The sequence below is a fragment of the Cupriavidus sp. GW823-FHT07B10 genome, assembly GCF_058794355.1.
The window spans coordinates 408,608-430,205 of sequence record NZ_JBXAGS010000004.1 but is presented as its reverse complement, the minus strand read 5'-3'; the positions used below and the strand labels follow the sequence as shown (position 1 = coordinate 430,205).

Below are 21,598 nucleotides of genomic sequence, written 5' to 3'. Positions count from 1 at the left end.
GGCTCGAGCGGCAAGGCATGCGGCGCGCATGCTCCCCGACGGTTGACCCGAACCTTAGAGACGTGATCTTTCAGGTGCCTTTCATTTGTCTTGGTTTAGGGGTATTCACCGATACCCCTTGGAAACAAGGGCAAATCCAGCCTATTCATGAAAAAAATACATCACAACGTGATGTATTTTTTGATGAAGAATCCGGAAGAAAAGTCGACGGGAATGTCAGGCGAACAAGACGGCACGCGCACTTGCATCAAGGCAAGGCGCGGCCGGAAGGATGCGCGCCTGCTCTGGCCAGGCAGGCGACACGTGCGCTGGGAGGGAGTGCCAGCGATGACACGATGACACACCGATCTTTCGAATGGCTTTCAAAGCCGGCGGCACGATCGCGGGCCGCTGCAGCTCAGCGCACGACTGCGGGCTCGGGCGTTGCAGAGGCGGTCTCCTCGACGACCTCGCCCGCGTCTTCGCAGGGCGTTCCCATGCTGGTATCGGGCGCCTGCCCCACGGCTTGCGCCGGGTGCGGCACGGTGGGCAGGATATGGCTGCGGCGCCAGTTGCCGAAGCGGTAGTAGCCGGCCGCCAGCACCAGCGACACCACCGAGCCCAGCGGAAAGCTCCACCAGATCGCCTCGGCGCCGATGCGCGGTCCCAGCAACCACGCGAACGGCAGCCGGATCACCCACATCGACAGGAACAGGATCACCAGCGGCGCCATCACCGCGCCGGTGGCGCGCACCGTGCCGAAGATGACGATGGTGAAGCCAAACAGGATGAACGACCACAGCACCACCACGTTGATATGCTGCGCGATGCCGATGGCGACGCCGTCAGTGCCCAGGAACAGCCCCAGCGAATGCCGGTTGAACAGATAGATCAGCGCGACCAGCGCACCGGTCATCACCACATTGATCAGCAGCCCCACGCGCGTGATGCGCGACACCCGCTGCCACAGTCCGGCGCCGACGTTCTGCGCCACCATCGATGACACGCTCGCGCCTACCGCCAGCGCGGGCATCTGCACATAGGTCCACAGCTGCGAGGCCACGCCGTAGGCGGCGGTGGTCTGCGAGCCATAGGCATTGACCAGCGCCATCATCACGATCGCCGACGACGAGATCACCACCATCTGCAGGCCCATCGGCAAGCCCTTGACCACCAGCGCCCGCAGGATTGCCGGATCAGGCCGCAGCAGTGCAAGCTGGCCACGGTGCAGCAGCAGGAAATGGTGGCGCCGGTACAGCAGCACCATCATCGCCGCCAGGCTCGCCAGCTGTGCCATCAGCGTGGCCAGCGCCGAGCCCGCGATACCCAGCGGCGGGACCGGGCCCATACCGAAGATCAGCACCGGGTTGAGCGCCACGTCCAGCACCACCGACAACAGCATGAACCAGAACGGCGTGCGCGAATCGCCCGCGCCGCGCAGCGTCATCATCACGAAGTTGTAGAAGTACATGAATGGCAGCGCCAGGAAGATGATGCGCAGGTAGCTCACCGCCAGCGGCGCGGCGTCTTCCGGCGTGTGCATCGCCGCGAGGATGGCCGGCGTATAGAAATAGCCCAGCGCCGAGGCCAGCACCGACAGCCCGACAAAGAAGGTGGTGCTGGTGCCGACCACGCGACGCGCCTCGTCCAGGTCGCGCGCGCCCACGGCCTGTCCGATCATGATGGTGTTGGCCATGCTGATACCGAACACCACGCCCAGCAGGAAGAACAGAATGATGTTGGCGTTGGAGGTTGCCGTCAGCGCGGCCTCGCCCAGGAAGCGGCCGACCCAGACCGAATTGATCGAGGCGTTCAGCGACTGCAGGATGTTGCTGCCGAGCACGGGCAGCGAGAACAGCAGCAGGGTGCGGCCGATCGGGCCGGTGGTCAGTCTGGCGTCTGGCTTCATGAGGCGTCGCGCATGGGGAAATCCGCCCAGTCTATTCCTGCCCGGAGGCAGCTACAAGGACACACGGCCGGCACGGCGCCGTGCTCTTTACCTGAATGAGTTATTCCCCTCCGGTTGCGGCCCCCTGCATACTCGGCACGGGACCACCGCGTCCCAGGCCGGCTGCCGGAAGCAATGCCCGGCACGCGCGTGCGCCCTTCAGTCGCAGTCAAAACGAGGAGGTGGGGTCATGTTTGTCGGTTTCCAGCCTGTTTCCGGCGCCCTGGTGCCGTTTGCCTATGACTGGCCGATGGTGGGCCTGTCGTTCCTGATCTCTGTCTGCGGCGCCTACGTGGGCCTGCGCTGGTCGCGGCGCGTGCGCATGCCCGACGGCCGCCTGGACGTGGACCGGCTGTTGTGCGCCAGCGTGGCGCTGGGCGGCGGCGCGGTCTGGTCGATGCATTTCATCGGCATGGTGGCCTACCAGACCCCGACGCACCGCGAGTTCGGACTGTTCATGACGCTGGCTTCGCTGGTGGTCGTGATGGTGCTGGCCGGCGCCGGACTGGCGATCGCCTCGCGCCCGTGCGGCAGCCGTACCGACAACGTGGTCAAGGGCGGCGTGCTGACCGGGCTGGGCGTGGTGGCGATGCACTACACCGGCATGGCCGCGATCCGCTCCAACACCCGCTTCGACTGGGACCTGGCCATCATCGGGCTGTCGGTGGTGATCGCCGTGGTGGTGTCGGTGGTGGCGCTGTGGCTGGCCACCACGGTGAAGACCCGCGGCAAGCAGCTGGCAGCTGCAGTGGTCATGGGCGTTGCCGTCTGCGGCATGCACTACACCGGCATGTCTGCGGGCACCATGATCTGCACCAGCCCGACCTACGCGCCCAGCCTGTTCGCCATCGAGGGCGACAGCATCGGCTATGCGGTGTTCGGCCTGACGCTGATCACGCTGCTCGTGATCCTGGTGGTGGAAGCCACCCGCACCGGGGCTGAAGTCGTGCCGGTGGCGCGCACGCGCGATGCCGCCTGACATCGGCTGAACCGGCCGCGGGGACATTCCCGCACATTCCTCCTGGGAACACACCCGGCGCGCTGCATGAACGCGGCCGCCGGGTTAAGCTTGCGGTTTCACCGCCCACCAGGAGAACACGCATGTACCAGGATCTCGCCCTCTATATCGACGGAGAATTCATCAAGGGAGGCGACCGGCGCGAGCAGGATGTCATCAACCCGGCCACGCAGGAAGTGCTGGGCAAGCTGCCGCACGCCAGCCGCGCCGACCTGGACCGCGCGCTGGCCGCCGCGCAGCGCGCCTTTGAAACCTGGAAGAAGACCTCGCCGCTGGAGCGCGCCAGGATCCTGCGCCGCGTGGGCGAGCTCACCCGCGAGCGCGCCAAGGAGATCGGCCGCAATATCACGCTGGACCAGGGCAAGCCGCTGGCCGAAGCCGTCGGCGAAGTGATGGTCTGCGCCGAGCACGCCGACTGGCATGCCGAGGAATGCCGTCGCATCTACGGCCGCGTGATCCCGCCGCGCCAGCCCAATGTGCGCCAGATCGTGGTGCGCGAGCCGATCGGCGTGTGCGCCGCCTTCACGCCGTGGAACTTCCCGTTCAACCAGGCCATCCGCAAGATCGTGTCGGCGCTGGGCGCGGGCTGCACGCTGATCCTGAAGGGGCCGGAAGACTCGCCCAGCGCGGTGGTGGCGCTGGCGCAGCTGTTCCATGATGCGGGCCTGCCCCCGGGCGTGCTCAACATCGTCTGGGGCGTGCCCAGCGAGGTCTCGACCTACCTGATCGAATCGCCGATCGTGCGCAAGATTTCATTCACCGGCTCGGTGCCGGTGGGCAAGCAGTTGGCGGCGCTGGCCGGCGCGCATATGAAGCGCGTGACCATGGAGCTGGGCGGCCATTCGCCGGTGCTGGTGTTCGACGACGCCGACATCGACCCCGCCGCCGAGATGCTGGCGCGCTTCAAGCTGCGCAATGCCGGCCAGGTATGCGTGTCGCCGACGCGCTTCTATGTCCAGGAGAAAGCCTATGACCGCTTCCTGGCGCGCTTTACCGAGGTGATCGGCTCGATCAAGGTCGGCAACGGCCTGGAGGACGGCACCCAGATGGGGCCGCTGGCGCATGAGCGCCGCGTGCTGTCAATGGAGCAGTTCCTGGACGATGCCAGCCAGCGTGGCGGCAAGGTGGTGGCAGGCGGCTCGCGCCTGGGGGACAAGGGCTATTTCTTCGCGCCCACCGTGGTCACCGACCTGCCCGACGACTCGCGTCTGATGACCGACGAGCCGTTCGGCCCGGTGGCGCCCGTGACGCGCTTCAAGGACACGGCCGAGGTGCTGCGCCGCGCCAACAGCCTGCCCTTTGGCCTGGCCTCGTATGTGTTCACCAACTCGCTGAAGACCGCGACCGAAGTATCCAACGGCCTGGAAGCCGGCATGGTCAACATCAACCACTTCGGCATGGCGCTGGCCGAGACCCCGTTCGGGGGCATCAAGGATTCGGGCATCGGCAGCGAAGGCGGCCAGGAGACCTTCGATGGCTACCTGGTAACCAAGTTCATCACCCAGGCCTGAGCGCCCGGGCGCGGTGCAAGGCGGCTTGCCGCCGGCTCCCTCCCCGGGGCCGGCGGCGCCTCCCCGTCAGCGGAAGAAGATACCGCGCGTCAGGAACGTATGATTCGCTTCTTCCGCCATCAGCCAGACCAGCACCAGCAGGCACAGCGGCGGTACCAGGATGGCGCAGATCAGCGCCATGCGCTCCCATGCCATGTGCATGAACACTGCCACGATCAGCCCCGCCTTCAGCCCCATGAACACCAGGATCAGCGTCCAGCGCAGGTAGCCGGTGACATGGAAATAGTCGACCAGGTACGACAGCGTCGACAGAACGAACAGCAGCAGCCAGATCTTCAGGTACAGCCCGATAGGATGCTGCTGGCCGGAGTGCGCGGCATGCCCGGCATCGTTGCCGGAGCCATGCGCTGGCGTCACCGGGGTTGCGGGAGTTGCCGGATTCGATGCCATGGCCGTCACCAGAGATAGAACAACGCAAAGATAAACACCCAGACCAGGTCGACGAAGTGCCAGTACAGGCCCGCGATCTCCACGATCTGGTAGTTGCCGGTGGCCTCGTAGCGCCCGCGCAGCACGCGCGTGGCCACGATCAGCAGGTACACCACGCCGCACGACACATGCAGCCCGTGGAAGCCCGTGATCATGAAGAAGGTCGAGCCGAACTGCGCCGCCCCCATCGGGTTGGTCCACGGGCGCACGCCCTCGTCCACGATCAGCTTGGTCCATTCGAAGGCCTGCATGCCGACGAACATGACGCCGAACAGCGCGGTGACGAACATCAGCAGCGCGCACTCGCGGCGCGCGCGCCGGTAGGCAAAGTTGACCGCCATCGCCATGGTGCCGCTGCTGGTGATCAGCACGAAGGTCATGATGGCGATCAGCAGCAACGGAATGTCGGCGCCACCCACGTGCAGCGCGAACACCTCGCTGGGGTTGGGCCACGGCACCGTGGTCGACATGCGCACGGTCATGTAGCCGGTCAGGAAGCAGCTGAAGACGAAGGTGTCGGACAGCAGGAAGATCCACATCATGGCCTTGCCCCACGACACCTTGAAGGCCTGCTGGTCCGACGACCAGTCGGCCAGCAGGCCGCGCACGCCGCCCACCGGGGGCGCGGGCGCCACGCCGGGTGGGCTCGATGGTGAAGACAGTTGCGTTGACATGCCGGTCCTCCTTGCTGCCGCCGCCGCTAGGCCGTGCCGCAGATATAGCGCACCAGTTCGGGCGTAAGCCACCCCAGCGCCGCCAGCAGCACCACCCATACCGCCAGCAGGAAATGCCAGTAGCGCGCGCACAGCCGCATGCGCAGCACCGCGGCCTCGCCGCTGCCGCGCGACGACATGGCAAAGCCCCAGCCGGCCAGGCCGCCCAGCACGTGCAGGCCGTGCATCGCGGTCAGCAGGTAGAAGAAGCTGCCGGCCGGGTTGCCGGCAGGCATCACCTGCATCGCGCCCAGTGCCTGCCAGGCCCACAGCTGCGAGGCGACGAAGCCGGCCGCGCCCAGACCCCCCAGGCGCAGCGCCTGCCTGGCCACGGCCATCTCGCCCCGGCCCGCGGCGCGCGACGACACCGCCATCGCCACGCTGCCGGCGCCCAGCAGCGCGGTGGACAGCCACACCTGCCAGGGCAGCCCGATGCGGTGCCAGTCCGGGCTGTCCATGCGCAGCGCATAGGCGGTCAGGAACAGCGCAAACAGCGAGGTCACCACGCCCATGAACACCCACAGGCCGATGCTCGCGGGGGCGCGCCCTTGCGGCCGGTGGTTGGCGGCATTCTCGTCGGACGGGCTGCCGCCGAAATCGTCGCGGCTGACCTTGTACAGGGCTTCGGCGTTCATGCGACGGCTCCGCGGCTGGCATGCGGTTCAGGCTCGGCCCCGCCCTCTTCCGGCGGCGCGTTCTGCGCGATAAAGTCCTCGCGCGCGCCCGGCACGCTGTAGGCATAGGCCCAGCGGTACACCACCGGCAGGTGCGGCCCCCAGTTGCCGTGCGCGGGCGGCGTCTGCGGCGTCTGCCATTCCAGCGAGGCCGCGCGCCACGGGTTGGCGTCGGCCTTGCGGCCATGCCACAGGCTCCACACCAGGTTGAAGACAAAGAGCAGCTGCGCCGTGGCGACGATGAAGGCGGCCACCGAGATGTACATGTTCATCACATGCGCCGACTCCGGGATAAAGGCGTAGTTCTCGTAGGCGTAGTAGCGGCGCGGCATGCCCAGCACGCCCAGGTAGTGCATCGGGAAGAAGATGGCGTAGGTGCCGACGAAGGTGACCCAGAAATGGATCCGGCCCATGCTGTCGTCCAGCATCCGGCCAGTGACCTTCGGGTACCAGTGGTAGAGGCCGCCGAACACCACCAGGATCGGCGACACGCCCATCACCATATGGAAGTGCGCCACCACGAAGTAAGTGTTGGACAGCGGGATATCCACGCTGACATTGCCCAGGAACAGCCCGGTCAGGCCGCCGATGACGAAGGTGCTGATGAAGGCGATCGCGAACAGCATCGGCACGGTGAAATGGATATCGCCGCGCCATAGCGTGATGACCCAGTTGTAGACCTTGATCGCGGTGGGGATGGCGATGATCAGCGTGGTGGTGGCAAAGAAGAAGCCGAAGTACGGGTTCATGCCGCTGACGAACATGTGGTGGGCCCACACCACCACCGATAGCACCCCGATCGCCAGGATTGCCCACACCATGGTGCGGTAGCCGAAGATGCTCTTGCGCGAATGCACGCTGACCAGGTCCGAGACGATGCCGAAGGCCGGCAGCGCGACGATATACACCTCGGGGTGGCCGAAGAACCAGAACAGGTGCTGGAACAGCAGGGGGCTGCCGCCCTTGTACTGCAGCTGCTGCCCCATCGACACCATCGCCGGCATGAAGAAGCTGGTGCCGAGGGTCTTGTCCAGCAGCATCATCACCGCCGACACGAACAGCGCCGGGAACGCCAGCAGCGCCAGGATGGTGGCCATGAAGATGCCCCATACCGACAGCGGCATGCGCAGCAGCGTCATTCCTTCCGTGCGCGCCTGCAGCACGGTGGTGACGTAGTTGAGGCCGCCCATGGTGGCCGCGACGATAAAGATCGCCAGCGACACCAGCATCAGGATGATGCCCCAGTCATGGCCTGGGGTGCCGGGCAGGATGGCCTGCGGCGGGTATAGCGTCCAGCCCGCGCCGGTGGGCCCTCCGGGCACGAAGAAGCTGGCCAGCAGCACGATCACCGACAGCAGGTAGACCCAGAAGCTGAGCATGTTGAGGAAGGGGAACACCATGTCGCGCGCCCCCACCATCAGCGGGATCAGGTAGTTGCCGAAGCCGCCCAGGAACAGCGCCGTCAGCAGGTAGATCACCATGATCATGCCGTGCATGGTGACGAACTGGTAGTAGCGGTTGGCGTCGATGAACTCGAAGCGCCCCGGGAAGCCAAGCTGCATGCGCATCAGGTTGGACAGCGCCACGCCCACCAGGCCCACCACGATCGCCACGATGGTGTACTGCACGGCGATCACCTTGTGGTCCTGGCTCCAGACATAGCGGGTCCAGAAGCTCTGCGGCGCGTGATGGGCGGCATCGTCGGCGTAAGCCATGCGGGTCTCCTCACTTCCTGGCGGGCGCGGGTGCCGCCGAGGGCGGCACGGCCACGGCCGTCGAAGTCGTATAGGTGCCGGACGCGGCCCCGGGCGTGGCGGCGGGCGCCCCAGAGCCAGCGGTTGCCGTGGTGGCGGCGCTGGTCGCGGCAGCCGGGCCGGCGGGCACGTCCGCGGGCGCCACCGGCGCCACCGTGCCGGCTTCCGCCGCGCCGCTGCCGGCCGACTTGATATAGGCGGTCAGTGCCGCGACCTCATCCTCGCTCATCGGCAACTTCGGCATCACCGGGCCGAAGCCCTTGACCAGCCGCGCATTGGGGTCGGTGATCTCCTTGTGCAGGAAGGCATCGTCCACCTTGGCGCTGCTGCCGTCGACAAAGGTCTCGGTCTTGCCGTACAGGCCCTTCCAGGTCGGCCCCACGCCCGGATTGCCGTCGATGCTGTGGCAGCCGACACAGCCCTTGCTCTGCGCCAGCGCGCGTCCCTTCTCGACGGTGCCGGCGTCGCCCGCGGCGCCGGGTGCGGCAGCGGCCATTGCCGCCGGCGGTGCCGCGGCCTTCGCCAGCGTCATGGCAAAGGTCTGCTGCCTGGCCAGCCATGCCTCGTACGCAGCCGGTTCTTCCACCACCACCGTGCCGCGCATGTTGTAGTGCCCCACGCCGCACAGCTGCGCGCACAGGATATCGAAGCGCCCCGCCTGCGTCGGCGTGAACCAGAACGACGTCACCATGCCCGGCACCATGTTCATGCGCGCGCGGAACGGCGGCACGTAGAAGTCATGCAGCACGTCCTTGGAGCGCAACAGCACTTTGACCGGCTTGTTCAGCGGCAGGTGCACCTCCGGTCCGACGATCACGATATTGTCCAGGCCGCGCGGATCGTCGGGGTCCAGCCCGAGCGGATTCGCACCGGTGACAAAGCGCGCATCGGAAGCACCCAGCTGGCCGCTCTTGCCGGGAAAGCGGAAGGCCCAGGACCACTGCTGCCCCACCACTTCCATCACCATCGCTTCGCGCGGCGGGCGCACGTAGTCGGCGTAGACGAACAGGCCCGGCGCCAGCAGCAGCACCACGCCCAGCGTGGTGCCGCCGATCAGCCACAGTTCGAGCTTGCTGTTCTCCGGGTGGTAGGACGCCCGGTGGCCGGTGCCGCCATTGGGATGCGGCGCCTCATGCCGGAAGCGCCAGACGATGTAGCCGACAAACAGGTTGATGCCGATGAAGAAAATGCCGGTGATGACCAGGGTAATGGTCAGCGTGTCGTCCATCTGCTGCCAGTTGGACGCCAGCGGGGTCGCCCACCACGGGCTCATGAAATGGAAGAGCACCGAACCGACGACCATGACTACGAGTGCGATGGCCAACGCCATATCCACCCTCCTCCTCGCGCGCGGCGAGGGATGCGCAAGTCACGCAGGTAGACATAAGACTAGTGCATGCCGTCAGGTCACTGCAAGGCGACATGCCAATGCATTGGTGTCGCACTGCACAAGCGCGCAGCGCGAGAAAAAGCGGCGGCGGGAACCCCTGGTTCCGGCCGCCGCAGGTCTTGCGCGCGTACCCGCCCAAAGGCTGGCGCGCGCAACGCAACCGCCATGAGCCGGCGCTCGCCGCGCCCTGCCCCGAAGCGCTGTCAGTGCGATACGTCCTTGCTCTCCAGCTTCCAGTAGCATGCCGCCGCGGCCATCCCGAAGATCAGATGCCCGATGAAGGTATGCCACCCGCGCACCTCGACAAACCAGTGGAAGGCCAACGTCATCACATAGAAATTGAAGAAGTACACTACCATGCCAAACACGGCGCCCGCCAGCATTGCCATGCCCAGGCTCGAATCCAGCGTGAATGGCGCGATGATGGCCGCCAGGATCATGCCCAGCACGGCGCCCAGCACGAAATGGATCACCAGCGCCGCGGCCACCGTGCCGACGGTAAACGTTGCGCTCTGCAGCACGTCCTGGCCCATCAGGATCCCGGCGATCATGCGCGTGGCGATCCACGGGTTCACTCCCGACACCATCGACGACCAGAACAGCTCCAGCACCAGCAGCAACGCCCCGGCCGCCAGCCCCGAGACCGCTGCCGCGGTCCAGTCCGGCTGCCGCCGCACGTAGTGGTGCGATTGCATGTGAAGTTCCATAGCCACCTCCGTCTCTCTCGGTCCGCGGGGCATTGGACTTGAATGGGAACGGGGCCCCGCGTCTCTGATCAGCATAGGACACGTGTTTCCCGCTTCGGGGGTTCGCATGGCGAAAAACGTGGGGCATGCGTACGCAGCGCAACGCCTGAACCGTCCTAAGTGCGCGCATCGGTACCTGGGTGGCATCCGCATCTCCCGGGTTCGGGACAATCCCGATGCACGCAGCCATGCATCGGGCACACAGTGCCTATACTGGAATCACAAAAGAGAGACAGGAGACCGCCATGCACTTCACCGCGCATGATCTTGTATTCCTGATTCCGATGGCGCTGGTAGGCGTGATCGCCATGGGTTCGATCCCGGTGACTGCCAAGTACCTGCGCATCAGTTGCCGGACCATGGGCGCCCTGATCGGCGCACTGGTTGCCGTGTTGGTGCTAGAGGCATTACCGCTGCTGATCTGACCCCAGAGGTCGGACAGACGGTTTTTGGGGAGGAGGGCCGTTATGTCGATCGGCCTGCTTGCTGCCGTCATGGCGGCGCTGCTGTTCATTACCGTCTTGCGGGCCATCTGGCGCTGCAGCCATCCGTACCGGATGCGCTACCGGCGTTGCGCTGCACAACGGCAACGCGCCGGGCTGTGCCGGCATACGCTGCGACGGCACGGCTAGGCGCCAGCAAGCGTTCTTCTGCGCCATTGCCCGGTACGCGAACCGGGCAGTAGTCCATCATGCCGTCGGCGCGCGCAACGCCGCCAGCGGCGCGTTCACTGACTCCCCCAGCCGCTCCATCAGCGAATAGCGCGCCACGTAGTGGCGGAAGTGCTCGATGAACGCGGCCTCGGCCGGCGTCTGGCGCCGCTCCGGATTCCACAGCAGGTACATGTCGATATCGGCCACGCCCTCTTCGGGCGGCAGGCGCCACAGCCGTTGCTGGGCGACATCGTCGGCAACGATATGTTCGGGCAGGCAGCCAATGCCATAGCCCGCGAACACCAGCCGCCGGATTTCATCGAGGCTGGGCGAGGTCGCGACGATCTGGCCGGAAAAGCCGTGCTGGTCGCGGAATACGGCCAATGGCGCCAGCACGTCGCCAAGCTGGTCGCTGCTGAACGAGACGAAGTGCTCGGCCAGCAGGTCGGCAATGGCCAGCCCGGTGCGCCCGAACAGCCGGTGATGGCGCCCGCAGAAGATGGCATAGCGCTGGCGCAGGAACAGCATGTGCTCAAGCCCGTCGCCCGACTGCCGGCCCGGCTGCCGGTACAGGCTCAGGCCCACGCCGCCAGCCTTCTGCGCGAGCGCGTCCGCAATCTCGGTGCTGCGCATCACGTCCACCTGCAGCGTGACGCGCGGATGCTGCCGATGGAACGCGGCCAGGCATTCGTCATAGACGCCTGAATGGATACGGCTCACGGTCAGCAGCCGCAGCAGGCCGCTGACTTCGTCCTGCTGCTCCGCCAGTTCAGCCCCCAGCCGCGCCACGCTGCCATAGACGTCGGTGGCGATGCGCAGCACTTCTTCGCCGGCCCGGGTCAGGCGGAAATTGCTGCCGCGCCGCTCGATCAGCGTGTGTCCCAGATGCTCTTCGAGCCGGCGCAAGGCCAGGCTCACCGCCGGCTGGGTGATATGCAGCCGCACCGCGGCGCGGCTCAGGCTGCGCTCGTGGACGATGGTCAGGAAGGTGCGCAGCAGGTTCCAGTCGAGCCGGTCGGTCAGCAGGGCCCGGTCCAGGGCAGAACGCTCCATCACGCCACGTATAAATTGAAGTTATATGAAAAATAAATATTAGAAATTTGACTGATATTTGTCAACGCGCGATAACTCCTCCCACAGCTGCCCCTGATGCAGCGGCACAAACATAGTGAGGAGCCAGTCCATGCAAGTGTCCCCTTCCGGCACGCGCCAGCCCGTGCGCGCCGCCACCGCCGCCTTTGTCGGCACCATGATCGAGTGGTACGACTTCTACATCTACGCCACCGCCGCCGCGCTGGTGTTCGGCCCGTTGTTCTTTCCCGGCGGCGATCTCTTCCTGAGCACGCTGGCGTCATTCGGCACCTTCGCGGTCGGCTTCTTTGCCCGTCCGCTCGGCGGCATCGTGTTCGGCCACTGGGGCGACCGCATCGGCCGCAAGCAGGCGCTGATGATCACGCTCATGATGATGGGCGTGGCCACCATCGGCATCGGCCTGCTGCCGACCTACGCCACCGCGGGCGCGATCGCGCCGGTGCTGCTGGTCCTGCTGCGCGTGGTGCAGGGCATCGCCGTGGGCGGCGAATGGGGCGGCGCGGTGCTGATGGCGGGCGAGCATGCCCCCAAGGGCCGCCGCACCTTCTTCGCCTCGTTCGCGCAGCTCGGCAGCCCGGCCGGCCTGATCCTGTCGCTGCTGGCTTTCCGCGCGGTCACGTCGATGGAGCACGAGGTGTTCATGGACTGGGGCTGGCGCCTGCCATTCCTGGCCAGCGCGGCGCTGCTGCTGGTGGGCGTGGCGATCCGGCTGGGCGTGAATGAATCGCCCGAGTTCGCGCAGGTGCAAGCGCAGCGCAAGACCGCCAGGCTGCCGCTTGCCGAGGTCTGGCGCACGGCCCGCGTGCCGGTGCTGCTGTGCATCGGCGCCAATACCATCGGCATTGCGGGGGTGTACTTCACCAACACCTTCATGATTGCCTACACCACGCAATACCTGTCGCTGCCCAGGACGCTGATCCTCGACTGCCTGTTCGCCGTCGCCATCATCCAGTTCCTGGCGCAGCCGCTGGCCGCCTGGCTGGCAGAGAAGCTTGGCGGCGCGCGCTTCCTCAAGCTGGCCGCGCTGCTGGCGATGGCTTCACCCTATCCGATGTTCCTGCTGGTGCAGACGCGCCAGGCGCCGGCCATCGTGCTCGGCATCGCGCTGGCGGTGGTGTGCATGGCGAGCTTCTATTCGGTGATCGCGGGCTTTGTCAGCGGTGTCTTCGAAACGCGCGTGCGCTACTCGGCGATCTCGTTGTCCTACCAGGTCTGCGGCGCGGTGGCGGGCGGGCTGACACCGCTGGTGGGGACCGTCCTCGCGCAGCGCTTCCAGGGCCAATGGTGGCCGCTGGCGGTGTTCTACACCTTGCTGGCCGGCGTGTCGCTGCTGTGCATCGCCAGCATCGATGCACGCCAGCGCCAGCAACCACAACCGGCCGCGCAAGCCGCGCAGGCCTGACGCCTTTCCACGGACATTGCAAACCCCATGCTGACGTTTTTCCATCCCGAGCAATTGCTGCACCATCCGCAGAGCTACTACTCGCGCGGCAGGATGCGCTCGCCGCAGGAGCTGCCTGCGCGGGCGCAGCGGCTGGTCCAGGCGGCAGAGGCGCTTGGCTTCGCGCTCCACGCCCCCGCCGACCACGGCCTCGCGCCGCTTGCCGCGGTGCACGACCAGGCTTACCTGCAGTTCCTGCAGGACGCCCATGCCAGCTGGCGCGAGCTGCCGGAGGACTGGGGCGACGAGGTCATGTCCAATATCTTCGTGCGCGAGCCCAACGCCCTGCGCGGCGTGCTGGCGCAGGCCGCGCGCTATCTCGCCGATGGCAGCTGCCCGGTGGGCCTGAACACCTGGCGCTCGGCCTACTGGTCGGCGCAGAGCGCGGTGGCCGGGGCCCGGGCGCTGCTGGACGGCGCACGCCGCGCCTACGCCTTGTGCCGGCCGCCTGGCCATCATGCCCGGCGCGACGCGGCGGGCGGCTTCTGCTACCTGAACAATGCCGCGATCGCCGCCCAGGCCCTGCGCGCGCGCCTTGGCCGCGTAGCCATCCTCGATACCGACATGCACCACGGCCAGGGCATCCAGGAGATCTTCTACGACCGGGCCGATGTGCTCTACGTGTCGATCCACGGCGACCCGACCAACTTCTATCCGGTGGTCGCGGGCTTCGACGATGAGCACGGCCGCGGCGCCGGCACCGGCCACAACCTCAACCTGCCGATGCCGCACCGTTCGCCCGAGTCCGTCTTCTTCGACAAGCTGGACACCGCACGCGGCGCCATCGAACGCTTCCAGGCAGACGCGCTGGTGCTGTCGCTCGGCTTCGACATCTGCCGCGAGGATCCGCAGTCGCTGGTGGACGTGTCCACCGCAGGCTTCGGCCGCCTCGGCCGCGCCGTTGCCGCACTGGGCCTGCCCACGCTGGTCGTGCAGGAAGGCGGCTACCACCTCGATTCGCTCGCCGCCAATGCAACGGCCTTCTTCGGCGGCATCCAACAGTCAGGGACGGGCGTATGAACGCAATCACGATCAATGGCGAACGCCTGTCGCAAGCGCTGATGGACCTGGCGCGGATCGGCGCCACGCCCAGGGGCGGCAATGCGCGTCTGGCCCTGACCGCGCTGGACGGGCAGGCGCGCGACCTCGTCACCGGCTGGATGCGCGACGCCGGCCTGGCGGTGCGCATCGACCGCGTGGGCAATATCTTCGGGCGCCGGGCGGGCCGCAACGACGCGCTTGCCCCGGTCATGACCGGCAGCCATATCGACACCCAGCCCACCGGCGGCAAGTTCGACGGATGCTATGGCGTGATGGCCGGGCTGGAAGTCATGCGCACGCTCAACCAGCACGGCGTGACCACCGAGGCGCCGCTGGAACTGGCGATCTGGACCAATGAGGAAGGCGCGCGCTTCGTGCCGGTGATGATGGGATCGGGCGTGTTCGCCGGCGTTTTCCCCGAAGCCACCGCTTTGACGGCAACCGACAACGCCGGCAAGTCCGTTGCCGGCGAACTCGCGGCGATCGGCTATGCGGGCACCGCGCCGGTCGGCCACAAGGTTGGCGCGTACTTCGAGGCGCATATCGAGCAAGGCCCGATCCTCGAGGCCGAGGACAAGGTCATCGGCGTGGTGACGGGGTCGCTTGGCCTGCGCTGGTATGACGTCACGGTGACGGGCATGGAGGCGCATGCCGGCCCCACCCCCATGCCGCTGCGCCGGGACGCCCTGCATGGCGCTTCGTTCCTGTTCCAGGAAGTGGCGAAGATCGCGGACGACTTTGCCCCCGATGGCCGGGGGACGGTCGGGGTGGTCAATGTCCACCCGTCTTCACGCAACGTCATTCCGGGGCGGGTACAGTTCAGCGTCGACCTTCGCCATCTCGATGGCGGCCAGCTCGACCGGATGGAAGCAAGGCTGCGCGCAGCGTGCGCGGCGCTGGCCAGCGGCAGCACTACAGGTGCCGCGCTGGCGGTGGAAGTTGAAGCGATCCAGCGCTTCGAGCCGACGCCCTTCGCGCCCGAGCTTGTGGCCCATGTCCGGCACGCGGCCGCGGCGCGTGGCTACACGCATTGCGACATCGTCACCGGCGCTGGCCACGACGCGGTCTACCTGGCCAGGGTAGCGCCGGCGGCAATGATCTTCGTGCCGTGCAAGGACGGCATCAGCCATAACGAGATCGAGGACGCCAGGCCCGAGCATCTCGAGGCGGGCGCCAATGTGCTGCTTGCCGCCATGCTGGCGCAAGCCCGGGGCTGAGCCCGCATGGGTCGGCCGGACAGGAAAGTGCGTGCGGCGTTACAGCTCGATCATGGCGAATTCGGCCTTGCCGACGTCGCATTCCGGGCAGCGCCAGTCCTCGGGGATGTCTTCCCAGCGCGTGCCGGGGGCGATGCCGTCTTCCGGCCAGCCCTGTTCTTCGTCGTAGACCCAGCCGCAGATCACGCACACCCAGGTCTTGTAGGCGACGGCGGCTTCCAATTGATCCTGCTGCAAAACACACTCCTGAATCGGCTATGGAACGGATTGTCCGGGCCGAATCATACCGGTTTTCCGGGCCGGGCCTGTGGCGGCGCCGCACCGTGCGGCGCCGCCGCGCCGGCTAGCCGCGAATGGAGAAGTCCACGCGGTTGGGCGCGCCCTTGTCCTTGATGCCCTCGGCGCTGAGCTTGGGCGCGGTCAGGAACAGCCGGCTCTCCGACACCTTGCCCTCGCGTTCGAGCGACTGCTTGACCACCAGTGCGCGTTGCTCGGCCAGGCGCTTCAGGTCGGCCTCGGTGACCGTGGCGTTGGCCATCAGCAGCTTTTCCATTTCCTCGGGCGGCAGGGATTTGGTGAAGCCGACGAAGTTGCGCGGCTTCTTCATCGATGTGCGCTTGTAGACCTGCTCCAGGTACTTCGGGTACTCCTGTTTCGAGACCTTGATCTCGGCGCCCTGCTCGCCGGCTTCGTCGTTGTCGGCCTCGCCGCCCACCTGTGCGCTGTCGCGCTGGTCGCGCCGCTTCTGCTCGGCCACGCGCGCATCCAGCCACGCGCGGCGCGCGCCGGCCTCGTCGGTGGCCGGGTCGATGCGGCCGCTGATTTCCAGCCGCAGCGCGGGCCTGTCATTGAGCGCCTGGCCCAGCTTGGTGATCTTGTCCCTGGCCGCCGGCGTCAGCGCCGCGGTGCCGGGCGCGAACTCGACATAGCCCAGCTCCTCGCCCCCGCCGCCGCCAAAGGCCGAGGCGATCAGCGAGAACGGCGACGTGATCGCCTTGGTCAGCAGATTGACGATCACGCGCACGATCACGCCGCCGATGCTGAACTCCGGATCCGACAACGAGCCCGACACCGGCAGGTTCACGTCGATCACGCCGTTGCGGTCCTTCAGCAGCGACACCGCCAGCAGCACCGGCAGCTTGGTCGCATCCGGGCTGTCGACGCGCTCGCCGAAGGTGAGCTGGTCCAGGAACAGGTGGTTGCTCGCATCGAGCTTGCCGTTCTCGATCTTGTAGGCCACGTCCACCGTCAGCTTGCCCTTGGTGATCGGGTAGCCGGCGTACTTGGCCGCATACGGCGTGAGCCGCGTCAGTTCCACGCCCGAGGCCTTGGCGGCAATGTCCAGGAACAGCTGCTCACCCAGCGGATTGAGCTTGCCGCTGATATTGACCGGCGCATCGTCGTCGATGCGGCCATCCAGCACCAGGTCGGCCGGCGTGGGGTCGCCCGACGACACCTTGGACACCTTGCCCTTCATGCCGGTCAGGTTGGCCGTGTAGTTGGGCTTGACGAAGAAGTCCGAGAAATTGATATTGCCCTTCTCGACCGAGACCCCGCCGATGCGCACCTGCGGCTTGGGGCCGCCCGGCTTCTGCTCGACCTGGGCCGTACGCGTATCACCGGTCTGCACCGGCGGCGTTGCCGGCGCCGAGGCCGGGTTGGCCTGCGTCAGGCTGGTCGATGGCGCCGCCTCGCCCTTCTCGGCGCCGCCGGCCATCACGTCCTGCAGGTTCAGGCGGCCGTTGGCGTTCAGGATCACGCGGGCATAGAAGTCAGACAGCGCGACATTGCCCAGGCTCACGCGCATCGGGCCCTTGCTCTCGTCCATGGCGAAGTCGATGCCCGATACCGCCAGCGAACGCCAGCGCAGGAAGTCTTCGCCGCTGACGCGGTCCACCGTGCGCACGTTGCCGGTTTGCACGTTGCCGCTGAACTGCGCGGCGATGGGCTTGCCGGTTGGCGCATCGACATTGAGCTTGCCCCTTGCCGTCAGCGTGCCGGTGCGCAGGGCGGCGTTGAAGCGGTCAGCCAGGTAGGGCTGGAGCGGGCTCACCTCGACCTCGCGCAGGTCCAGCTGCAGCCGGCTGGCGGGGACGGTCGGCAACACCGTGCCATCCACGCCGATCACGCCGCGGCGACCGGATTCGGCATGCAGCTTGAGCGGCACCGCCGCCGGCGTCAGCGGCCAGGCGACCGAGCCGGTGCTCAGCGCGATATTGCGGAACTGGTGGATCACCGGGCGGCCGCGGTTGGCCCCGGCCGGCTGGTAGTCGGCCAGGCGGGCGCTGCCGCCTTCCACCGTGACCTTGCCGATGTCTGCCTTCCAGCCGCCACCCGCTGGCTTGCCGTTGGTGGCGGGTGCGGCTGCTCCATTCCGGCGCGGCGTGGCGCGCACCTGCTGCGCCGATTCGGTAGCCCACAGGCGCGCCATCTCGATCAGCTCGCCGCTGTGGTCGCGCGTGGCAGCGAGCTGCGGCCTGGCCAGGGTGACCTGGCTGGTGGCGAAGGTCTGCTTGGCCAGGTCGAACTGGATATCGTCCAGCACCAGTTTTTCAGCCTGCAGCAGCGGCAGGTTGGCGCCCTCGCGGTCGGCGGCGCGCTCACGCGCGCGGCGTGCGCTGCGCGGGGCGGCATTGTCGTTGCCGGCGGGTCTTGCACTGGCATCGGCATCGCGTGCGGCGGCCGGAACCGGCATCGTCACCGGATCGCGCGTGGCCACGTAGAGCGGCGCCAGTTCCAGCCGCGATTTTTCCAGCACGAACTGGAACTGCGGCGTGCCCCACGACATGCGGTAGTTCAGTTCGGCATTGACCGCGGTAGTGCCGAACTGGCTGCGCAGCTCGCGCGGCCACCATGCGGCAAACCCCTGCGGCCGCAGGCCGGTGGTTTCCAGCGTGCCGGCCATCGAGCCGTCGCGCAGCAGCAGGTCGCCGGCATGGTGCAGGGTCTGGCCATCGGCCACGGTCAGCGTGGCCTCGATCCTGGCCGGCTTGTCGCCGTCGGTGCCGGCGAAGCCCTTGACCTCGGCATCGAGCGGGCCGAGTGCAAGCTTGCCCGGGCCCGATGGCGCCAGTGCATCTTCAAACCCCAGCCGGGCCTGCCTGACGACGATGCGGTCGACCGCATAGCGCCACGGCACGTCTTTTGGCGCCGCCTTGGCCGGCGCCGCCTGCACCCCCGAGGCGGCGGCCGCTGCCGGCGCCGAGGCAGGCGCCGGCGCGGGCGCCACGCCATCCGTGGAATTGCTGACCGCCTGTGGCAGGAACGCCGTGGCCAGGTTCAGCGAGCCATCTGCGCGCCGCGCGGCTTCCACGCCCAGCCCCTCGATCTCAACGCTGCGCAGCTGCGCGCGGTGAGCCAGCGGCTCGAGCTTGCCGATATCCACCGCCAGGCGGCCGCTCTTGACCAGCGGCTGGCCGGCGCGCGTGACGACCTCGGCATCGCGCAACGCGGCCGTGCCCATCACCAGCATCTCCTGCGTGTCCTTCTGCTGTCGGAAGGCCACGGTCAGGCGCGTGTCGAGCTTGCCGGACTTGACCTCGGCATCGCGCAGCGGCGGCGCGAACGCCATCAGGCGCGCGACCTCCAGGCCGTCTAGGTTGACGTTGAGCCGGGTCTGGCGCGAATCGGCAAACGGCAGCACTTCGCCGTCCAGCGCCAGCGGCGTGCCGTTGACCCGTGCGCTCAGCGTGGGCCGCGTCACGATCTCGACGTCATGCGGCAGGTTCGACAGGAACGGCAGGGTCAGCGTCAGGTTGTCGACGCGCAGGCTGGAACCGAGCTGCTTGTCGTCATAGCCGAAGCTGCTGCCGGTAACTGCGATGTTGTTGACCGAAAAGCGCGCCGGCTTGGCATCGGGCGGCTTGGGCGGCAGGGCCGCAAGCTTCTCCTGGACGTCGGCAAAGCTCATGCGGCCGTCGGCGTCGCGCACCACGTGCACGGCCAGCCGGTCGACGTGGAGGTTGTCCACCACCGGCGCCAGATGCCAGACCGAGGCCAGCGAGGTATTGGCCTCGGCCTCGCCCAGCGTCAGCGCGGGGGTCTTGCCGTCGCGCTCATAGATAGTGAGGTCGGTCAGCGTGGCCGCCAGCTCGAACGGGCGCACGTGGGCCCTGCCCAGCGTGACCTTGCGCCCCAGCGCGTCGGTCGCGTTCTTTTCAATCAGGTATTTGAGCAGCGGCGGGCCGCCAAAATACCCGGCCAGCCCAAACACCGCGAGCGCCGCGACCACGCCGCCGGCGACGCGCGTCGTCAGCCGGCCGCGTGGCGTGGCAGCCACTGCCTGGATGGATTGCTTGAAAGCCATGTCGTTCCAGAAGATCTGACCCCGCATTCCGGCGCTGCACGATGGTTTGTGCCCCGGATTTCACATTTTTCGACATTATGGCAACGGTTTCGGACAAAGCAAAGAAATCAGAATTGACCCCTCAACGCTGCGTAGGCCGATCTGGTATCTTTACGCCCTTTGCGAAGCGTTTCGTCGCAAGCCTGCGGCTTACCCGCCACATCGGGCCTGCCTCCCCTGTGCTGTACCCTCCGGCCACACCCATCACGTATTCCGTGCTGCGCGCTTCGCATGCGATCTCTTCCATGCGAGTCCATTCATGTCTACCACCAGCAGTACCGCCGCAGGTGTCGGCGCGCCGCGAGCCAGCGCGCGCCCGCTGACCGGCCAGGATTACAAGACCCTTGCCCTTGCCGCGCTTGGCGGCGCCCTTGAGTTCTACGACTTCATCATCTTCGTTTTTTTCGCGACGGTCATCGGGCAGCTGTTCTTCCCGCCGTCGGTGCCGGACTGGCTGCGCCAGTTGCAGACCTTCGGCATTTTCGCGGCCGGCTACCTGGCCCGGCCGCTGGGCGGCATCATCATGGCGCACTTCGGTGACCTGCTCGGCCGCAAGAAGATGTTCACACTGTCGATCCTGCTGATGTCGGTGCCCACGCTGCTGATGGGCCTGATGCCCACCTACCAGTCGATCGGCCTGGCCGCGCCGGTGCTGCTGCTGGTGCTGCGCATCCTGCAAGGCGCGGCCGTCGGCGGCGAAGTGCCCGGCGCCTGGGTGTTCGTATCGGAGCACGTGCCGGCGCGCCATGTCGGCTATGCCTGCGGCACGCTGACCGCGGGGCTGACTGCCGGCATCCTGCTGGGTTCGCTGGTCGCCACCGGCATCAACAGCGTCTTCACCCCGGCCGAGCTGGCCGACCACGGCTGGCGCGTGCCGTTCCTGATCGGCGGCGTGTTCGGCATCGCCTCGATGTACCTGCGGCGCTGGCTGCATGAGACGCCGGTCTTCGCCGAACTGCAGAAGCGCAAGGCGCTGGCCGCGGAAATGCCGCTGAAGTCGGTGGTGCGCAACCACCGCGGCAGCGTCGCGGTGTCGATGCTGCTGACCTGGATGCTGTCGGCCGGCATCGTGGTGGTGATCCTGATGACGCCCACCTTCCTGCAGAAGCTGTATGGCTTTGACGCGCGCACGGCACTGGTCGCCAACAGCGTCGCCACGCTGTGCCTGACGATCGGCTGTGTCGTCTCCGGCGCATTGGCCGACCGCATCGGTGCGCGCCGCACGCTGTTCGTCGGCGGCCTGCTGCTGGCCATCTGCGCCTATATGTTCTACACGACGATCTTCACCCGCCCCGACCTGCTGCTGCCGCTCTATGCGCTGACCGGCTTCCTGGTCGGCACCATCGGCGCGGTGCCGTTCGTGCTGGTCAATGCGTTCCCGGCGCAGGTGCGCTTCTCGGGCCTGTCATTCTCGTACAACGTGTCGTATGCGATCTTCGGCGGGCTGACGCCGATGGTCGTCACGCTGCTGCTGAAGCAGGATCCGCTGGCGCCGGCCCACTATGTGGTCGCGCTGTGCGTGCTGGGCATGGTGACTGCGCTGTTCGTCAAGGACCGCTCGCGCGGCTGACGCGGCTGCTGCAAGGA

18 protein-coding genes are annotated in these 21,598 nt (G+C 67.2%); 8 read left to right on the top strand and 10 right to left on the bottom strand.

Annotation, left to right across the window (positions count from 1 at the left end; translation table 11 throughout):
* Positions 1 to 397 precede the first annotated feature (397 nt).
* Positions 398 to 1,888, bottom strand: coding sequence for an MATE family efflux transporter (locus tag AC1Q6V_RS12055; RefSeq protein WP_010811080.1), 1,491 nt, complete (start codon positions 1,886 to 1,888; stop codon positions 398 to 400).
* Positions 1,889 to 2,117: 229 nt separating this feature from the next.
* Between AC1Q6V_RS12055 and AC1Q6V_RS12050 the strand changes: the two genes are divergently transcribed.
* Together AC1Q6V_RS12050 and AC1Q6V_RS12045 are read left to right on the top strand one after the other, a co-directional pair.
* Positions 2,118 to 2,906: an MHYT domain-containing protein gene (locus tag AC1Q6V_RS12050; RefSeq protein WP_010811079.1), complete on the top strand. Its 789-nt coding sequence runs from the start codon at positions 2,118 to 2,120 to the stop codon at positions 2,904 to 2,906.
* 122 nt (positions 2,907 to 3,028) lie between these two features.
* The gene (locus tag AC1Q6V_RS12045) at positions 3,029 to 4,456 is read left to right on the top strand and encodes an NAD-dependent succinate-semialdehyde dehydrogenase (protein ID WP_011617618.1); all 1,428 of its coding nucleotides are present in this window, start codon (positions 3,029 to 3,031) and stop codon (positions 4,454 to 4,456) included.
* A gap of 66 nt (positions 4,457 to 4,522) precedes the next feature.
* Here AC1Q6V_RS12045 and AC1Q6V_RS12040 read toward each other — a convergent pair whose 3' ends face one another.
* The 6 genes from AC1Q6V_RS12040 to AC1Q6V_RS12015 all read right to left on the bottom strand — a co-directional run bounded on the left by AC1Q6V_RS12040 (position 4,523) and on the right by AC1Q6V_RS12015 (position 10,183).
* A complete protein-coding gene (locus AC1Q6V_RS12040; RefSeq protein ID WP_010811077.1) occupies positions 4,523 to 4,906 on the bottom strand; it encodes a cytochrome C oxidase subunit IV family protein in 384 nt (127 codons plus the stop codon).
* A 5-nt stretch (positions 4,907 to 4,911) separates the two neighbouring features.
* Positions 4,912 to 5,619: a heme-copper oxidase subunit III family protein gene (locus AC1Q6V_RS12035; RefSeq protein ID WP_011617619.1), complete on the bottom strand. Its 708-nt coding sequence runs from the start codon at positions 5,617 to 5,619 to the stop codon at positions 4,912 to 4,914.
* A gap of 26 nt (positions 5,620 to 5,645) precedes the next feature.
* Positions 5,646 to 6,293 (bottom strand): cytochrome c oxidase subunit 3 family protein, encoded by a 648-nt coding sequence (locus AC1Q6V_RS12030; protein ID WP_011617620.1) that lies wholly within the window; start codon positions 6,291 to 6,293, stop codon positions 5,646 to 5,648.
* Positions 6,290 to 8,047, bottom strand: a complete 1,758-nt coding sequence (gene ctaD, locus AC1Q6V_RS12025; protein ID WP_010811074.1) for a cytochrome c oxidase subunit I — start codon at positions 8,045 to 8,047, stop codon at positions 6,290 to 6,292. Before ctaD ends, AC1Q6V_RS12030 begins: the two co-directional genes overlap by 4 nt.
* A 10-nt stretch (positions 8,048 to 8,057) precedes the next feature.
* A complete protein-coding gene (locus tag AC1Q6V_RS12020; protein ID WP_439669291.1) occupies positions 8,058 to 9,416 on the bottom strand; it encodes a cytochrome c oxidase subunit II in 1,359 nt (452 codons plus the stop codon).
* A gap of 263 nt (positions 9,417 to 9,679) precedes the next feature.
* Positions 9,680 to 10,183, bottom strand: a complete 504-nt coding sequence (locus AC1Q6V_RS12015; protein ID WP_011617622.1) for a membrane protein — start codon at positions 10,181 to 10,183, stop codon at positions 9,680 to 9,682.
* 284 nt (positions 10,184 to 10,467) lie between these two features.
* Here AC1Q6V_RS12015 and AC1Q6V_RS12010 point away from each other — a divergent pair, with 284 nt between their 5' ends.
* Positions 10,468 to 10,647: a hypothetical protein gene (locus AC1Q6V_RS12010; RefSeq protein WP_010811071.1), complete on the top strand. Its 180-nt coding sequence runs from the start codon at positions 10,468 to 10,470 to the stop codon at positions 10,645 to 10,647.
* Between the two features lie 42 nt (positions 10,648 to 10,689).
* The gene (locus AC1Q6V_RS12005; RefSeq protein WP_010811070.1) at positions 10,690 to 10,854 is read left to right on the top strand and encodes a hypothetical protein; all 165 of its coding nucleotides are present in this window, start codon (positions 10,690 to 10,692) and stop codon (positions 10,852 to 10,854) included.
* Positions 10,855 to 10,911: 57 nt separating this feature from the next.
* Here AC1Q6V_RS12005 and AC1Q6V_RS12000 read toward each other — a convergent pair whose 3' ends face one another.
* Entirely contained in the window at positions 10,912 to 11,928 is a 1,017-nt protein-coding gene (locus tag AC1Q6V_RS12000; RefSeq protein WP_010811069.1) for a LysR family transcriptional regulator, read from the bottom strand.
* Positions 11,929 to 12,058: 130 nt separating this feature from the next.
* On the opposite strand from AC1Q6V_RS12000, the gene AC1Q6V_RS11995 reads away from it, so the two are divergent.
* From AC1Q6V_RS11995 to AC1Q6V_RS11985, 3 genes are read left to right on the top strand one after another with little or no spacing between them, the layout of a single operon-like run.
* Complete coding sequence (locus AC1Q6V_RS11995) at positions 12,059 to 13,369, top strand: MFS transporter (protein ID WP_454750019.1); 1,311 nt, start codon at positions 12,059 to 12,061, stop codon at positions 13,367 to 13,369.
* Positions 13,370 to 13,396: 27 nt separating this feature from the next.
* Complete coding sequence (locus tag AC1Q6V_RS11990; RefSeq protein WP_454750020.1) at positions 13,397 to 14,428, top strand: histone deacetylase family protein; 1,032 nt, start codon at positions 13,397 to 13,399, stop codon at positions 14,426 to 14,428.
* Positions 14,425 to 15,666, top strand: coding sequence for a Zn-dependent hydrolase (locus AC1Q6V_RS11985; RefSeq protein ID WP_010811066.1), 1,242 nt, complete (start codon positions 14,425 to 14,427; stop codon positions 15,664 to 15,666). Before AC1Q6V_RS11990 ends, AC1Q6V_RS11985 begins: the two co-directional genes overlap by 4 nt.
* 39 nt (positions 15,667 to 15,705) lie before the next feature.
* Here AC1Q6V_RS11985 and AC1Q6V_RS11980 read toward each other — a convergent pair whose 3' ends face one another.
* Together AC1Q6V_RS11980 and AC1Q6V_RS11975 are read right to left on the bottom strand one after the other, a co-directional pair.
* Positions 15,706 to 15,888, bottom strand: coding sequence for a rubredoxin (locus AC1Q6V_RS11980; protein ID WP_010811065.1), 183 nt, complete (start codon positions 15,886 to 15,888; stop codon positions 15,706 to 15,708).
* 121 nt (positions 15,889 to 16,009) lie between these two features.
* Positions 16,010 to 19,999 carry a DUF748 domain-containing protein gene (locus tag AC1Q6V_RS11975; RefSeq protein ID WP_454750021.1) on the bottom strand — a complete coding sequence of 1,330 codons (3,990 nt, stop codon included), beginning with the start codon at positions 19,997 to 19,999 and terminating at the stop codon, positions 16,010 to 16,012.
* 271 nt (positions 20,000 to 20,270) lie between these two features.
* On the opposite strand from AC1Q6V_RS11975, the gene AC1Q6V_RS11970 reads away from it, so the two are divergent.
* A complete protein-coding gene (locus tag AC1Q6V_RS11970; protein WP_439672065.1) occupies positions 20,271 to 21,581 on the top strand; it encodes an MFS transporter in 1,311 nt (436 codons plus the stop codon).
* Positions 21,582 to 21,598 lie beyond the last annotated feature (17 nt).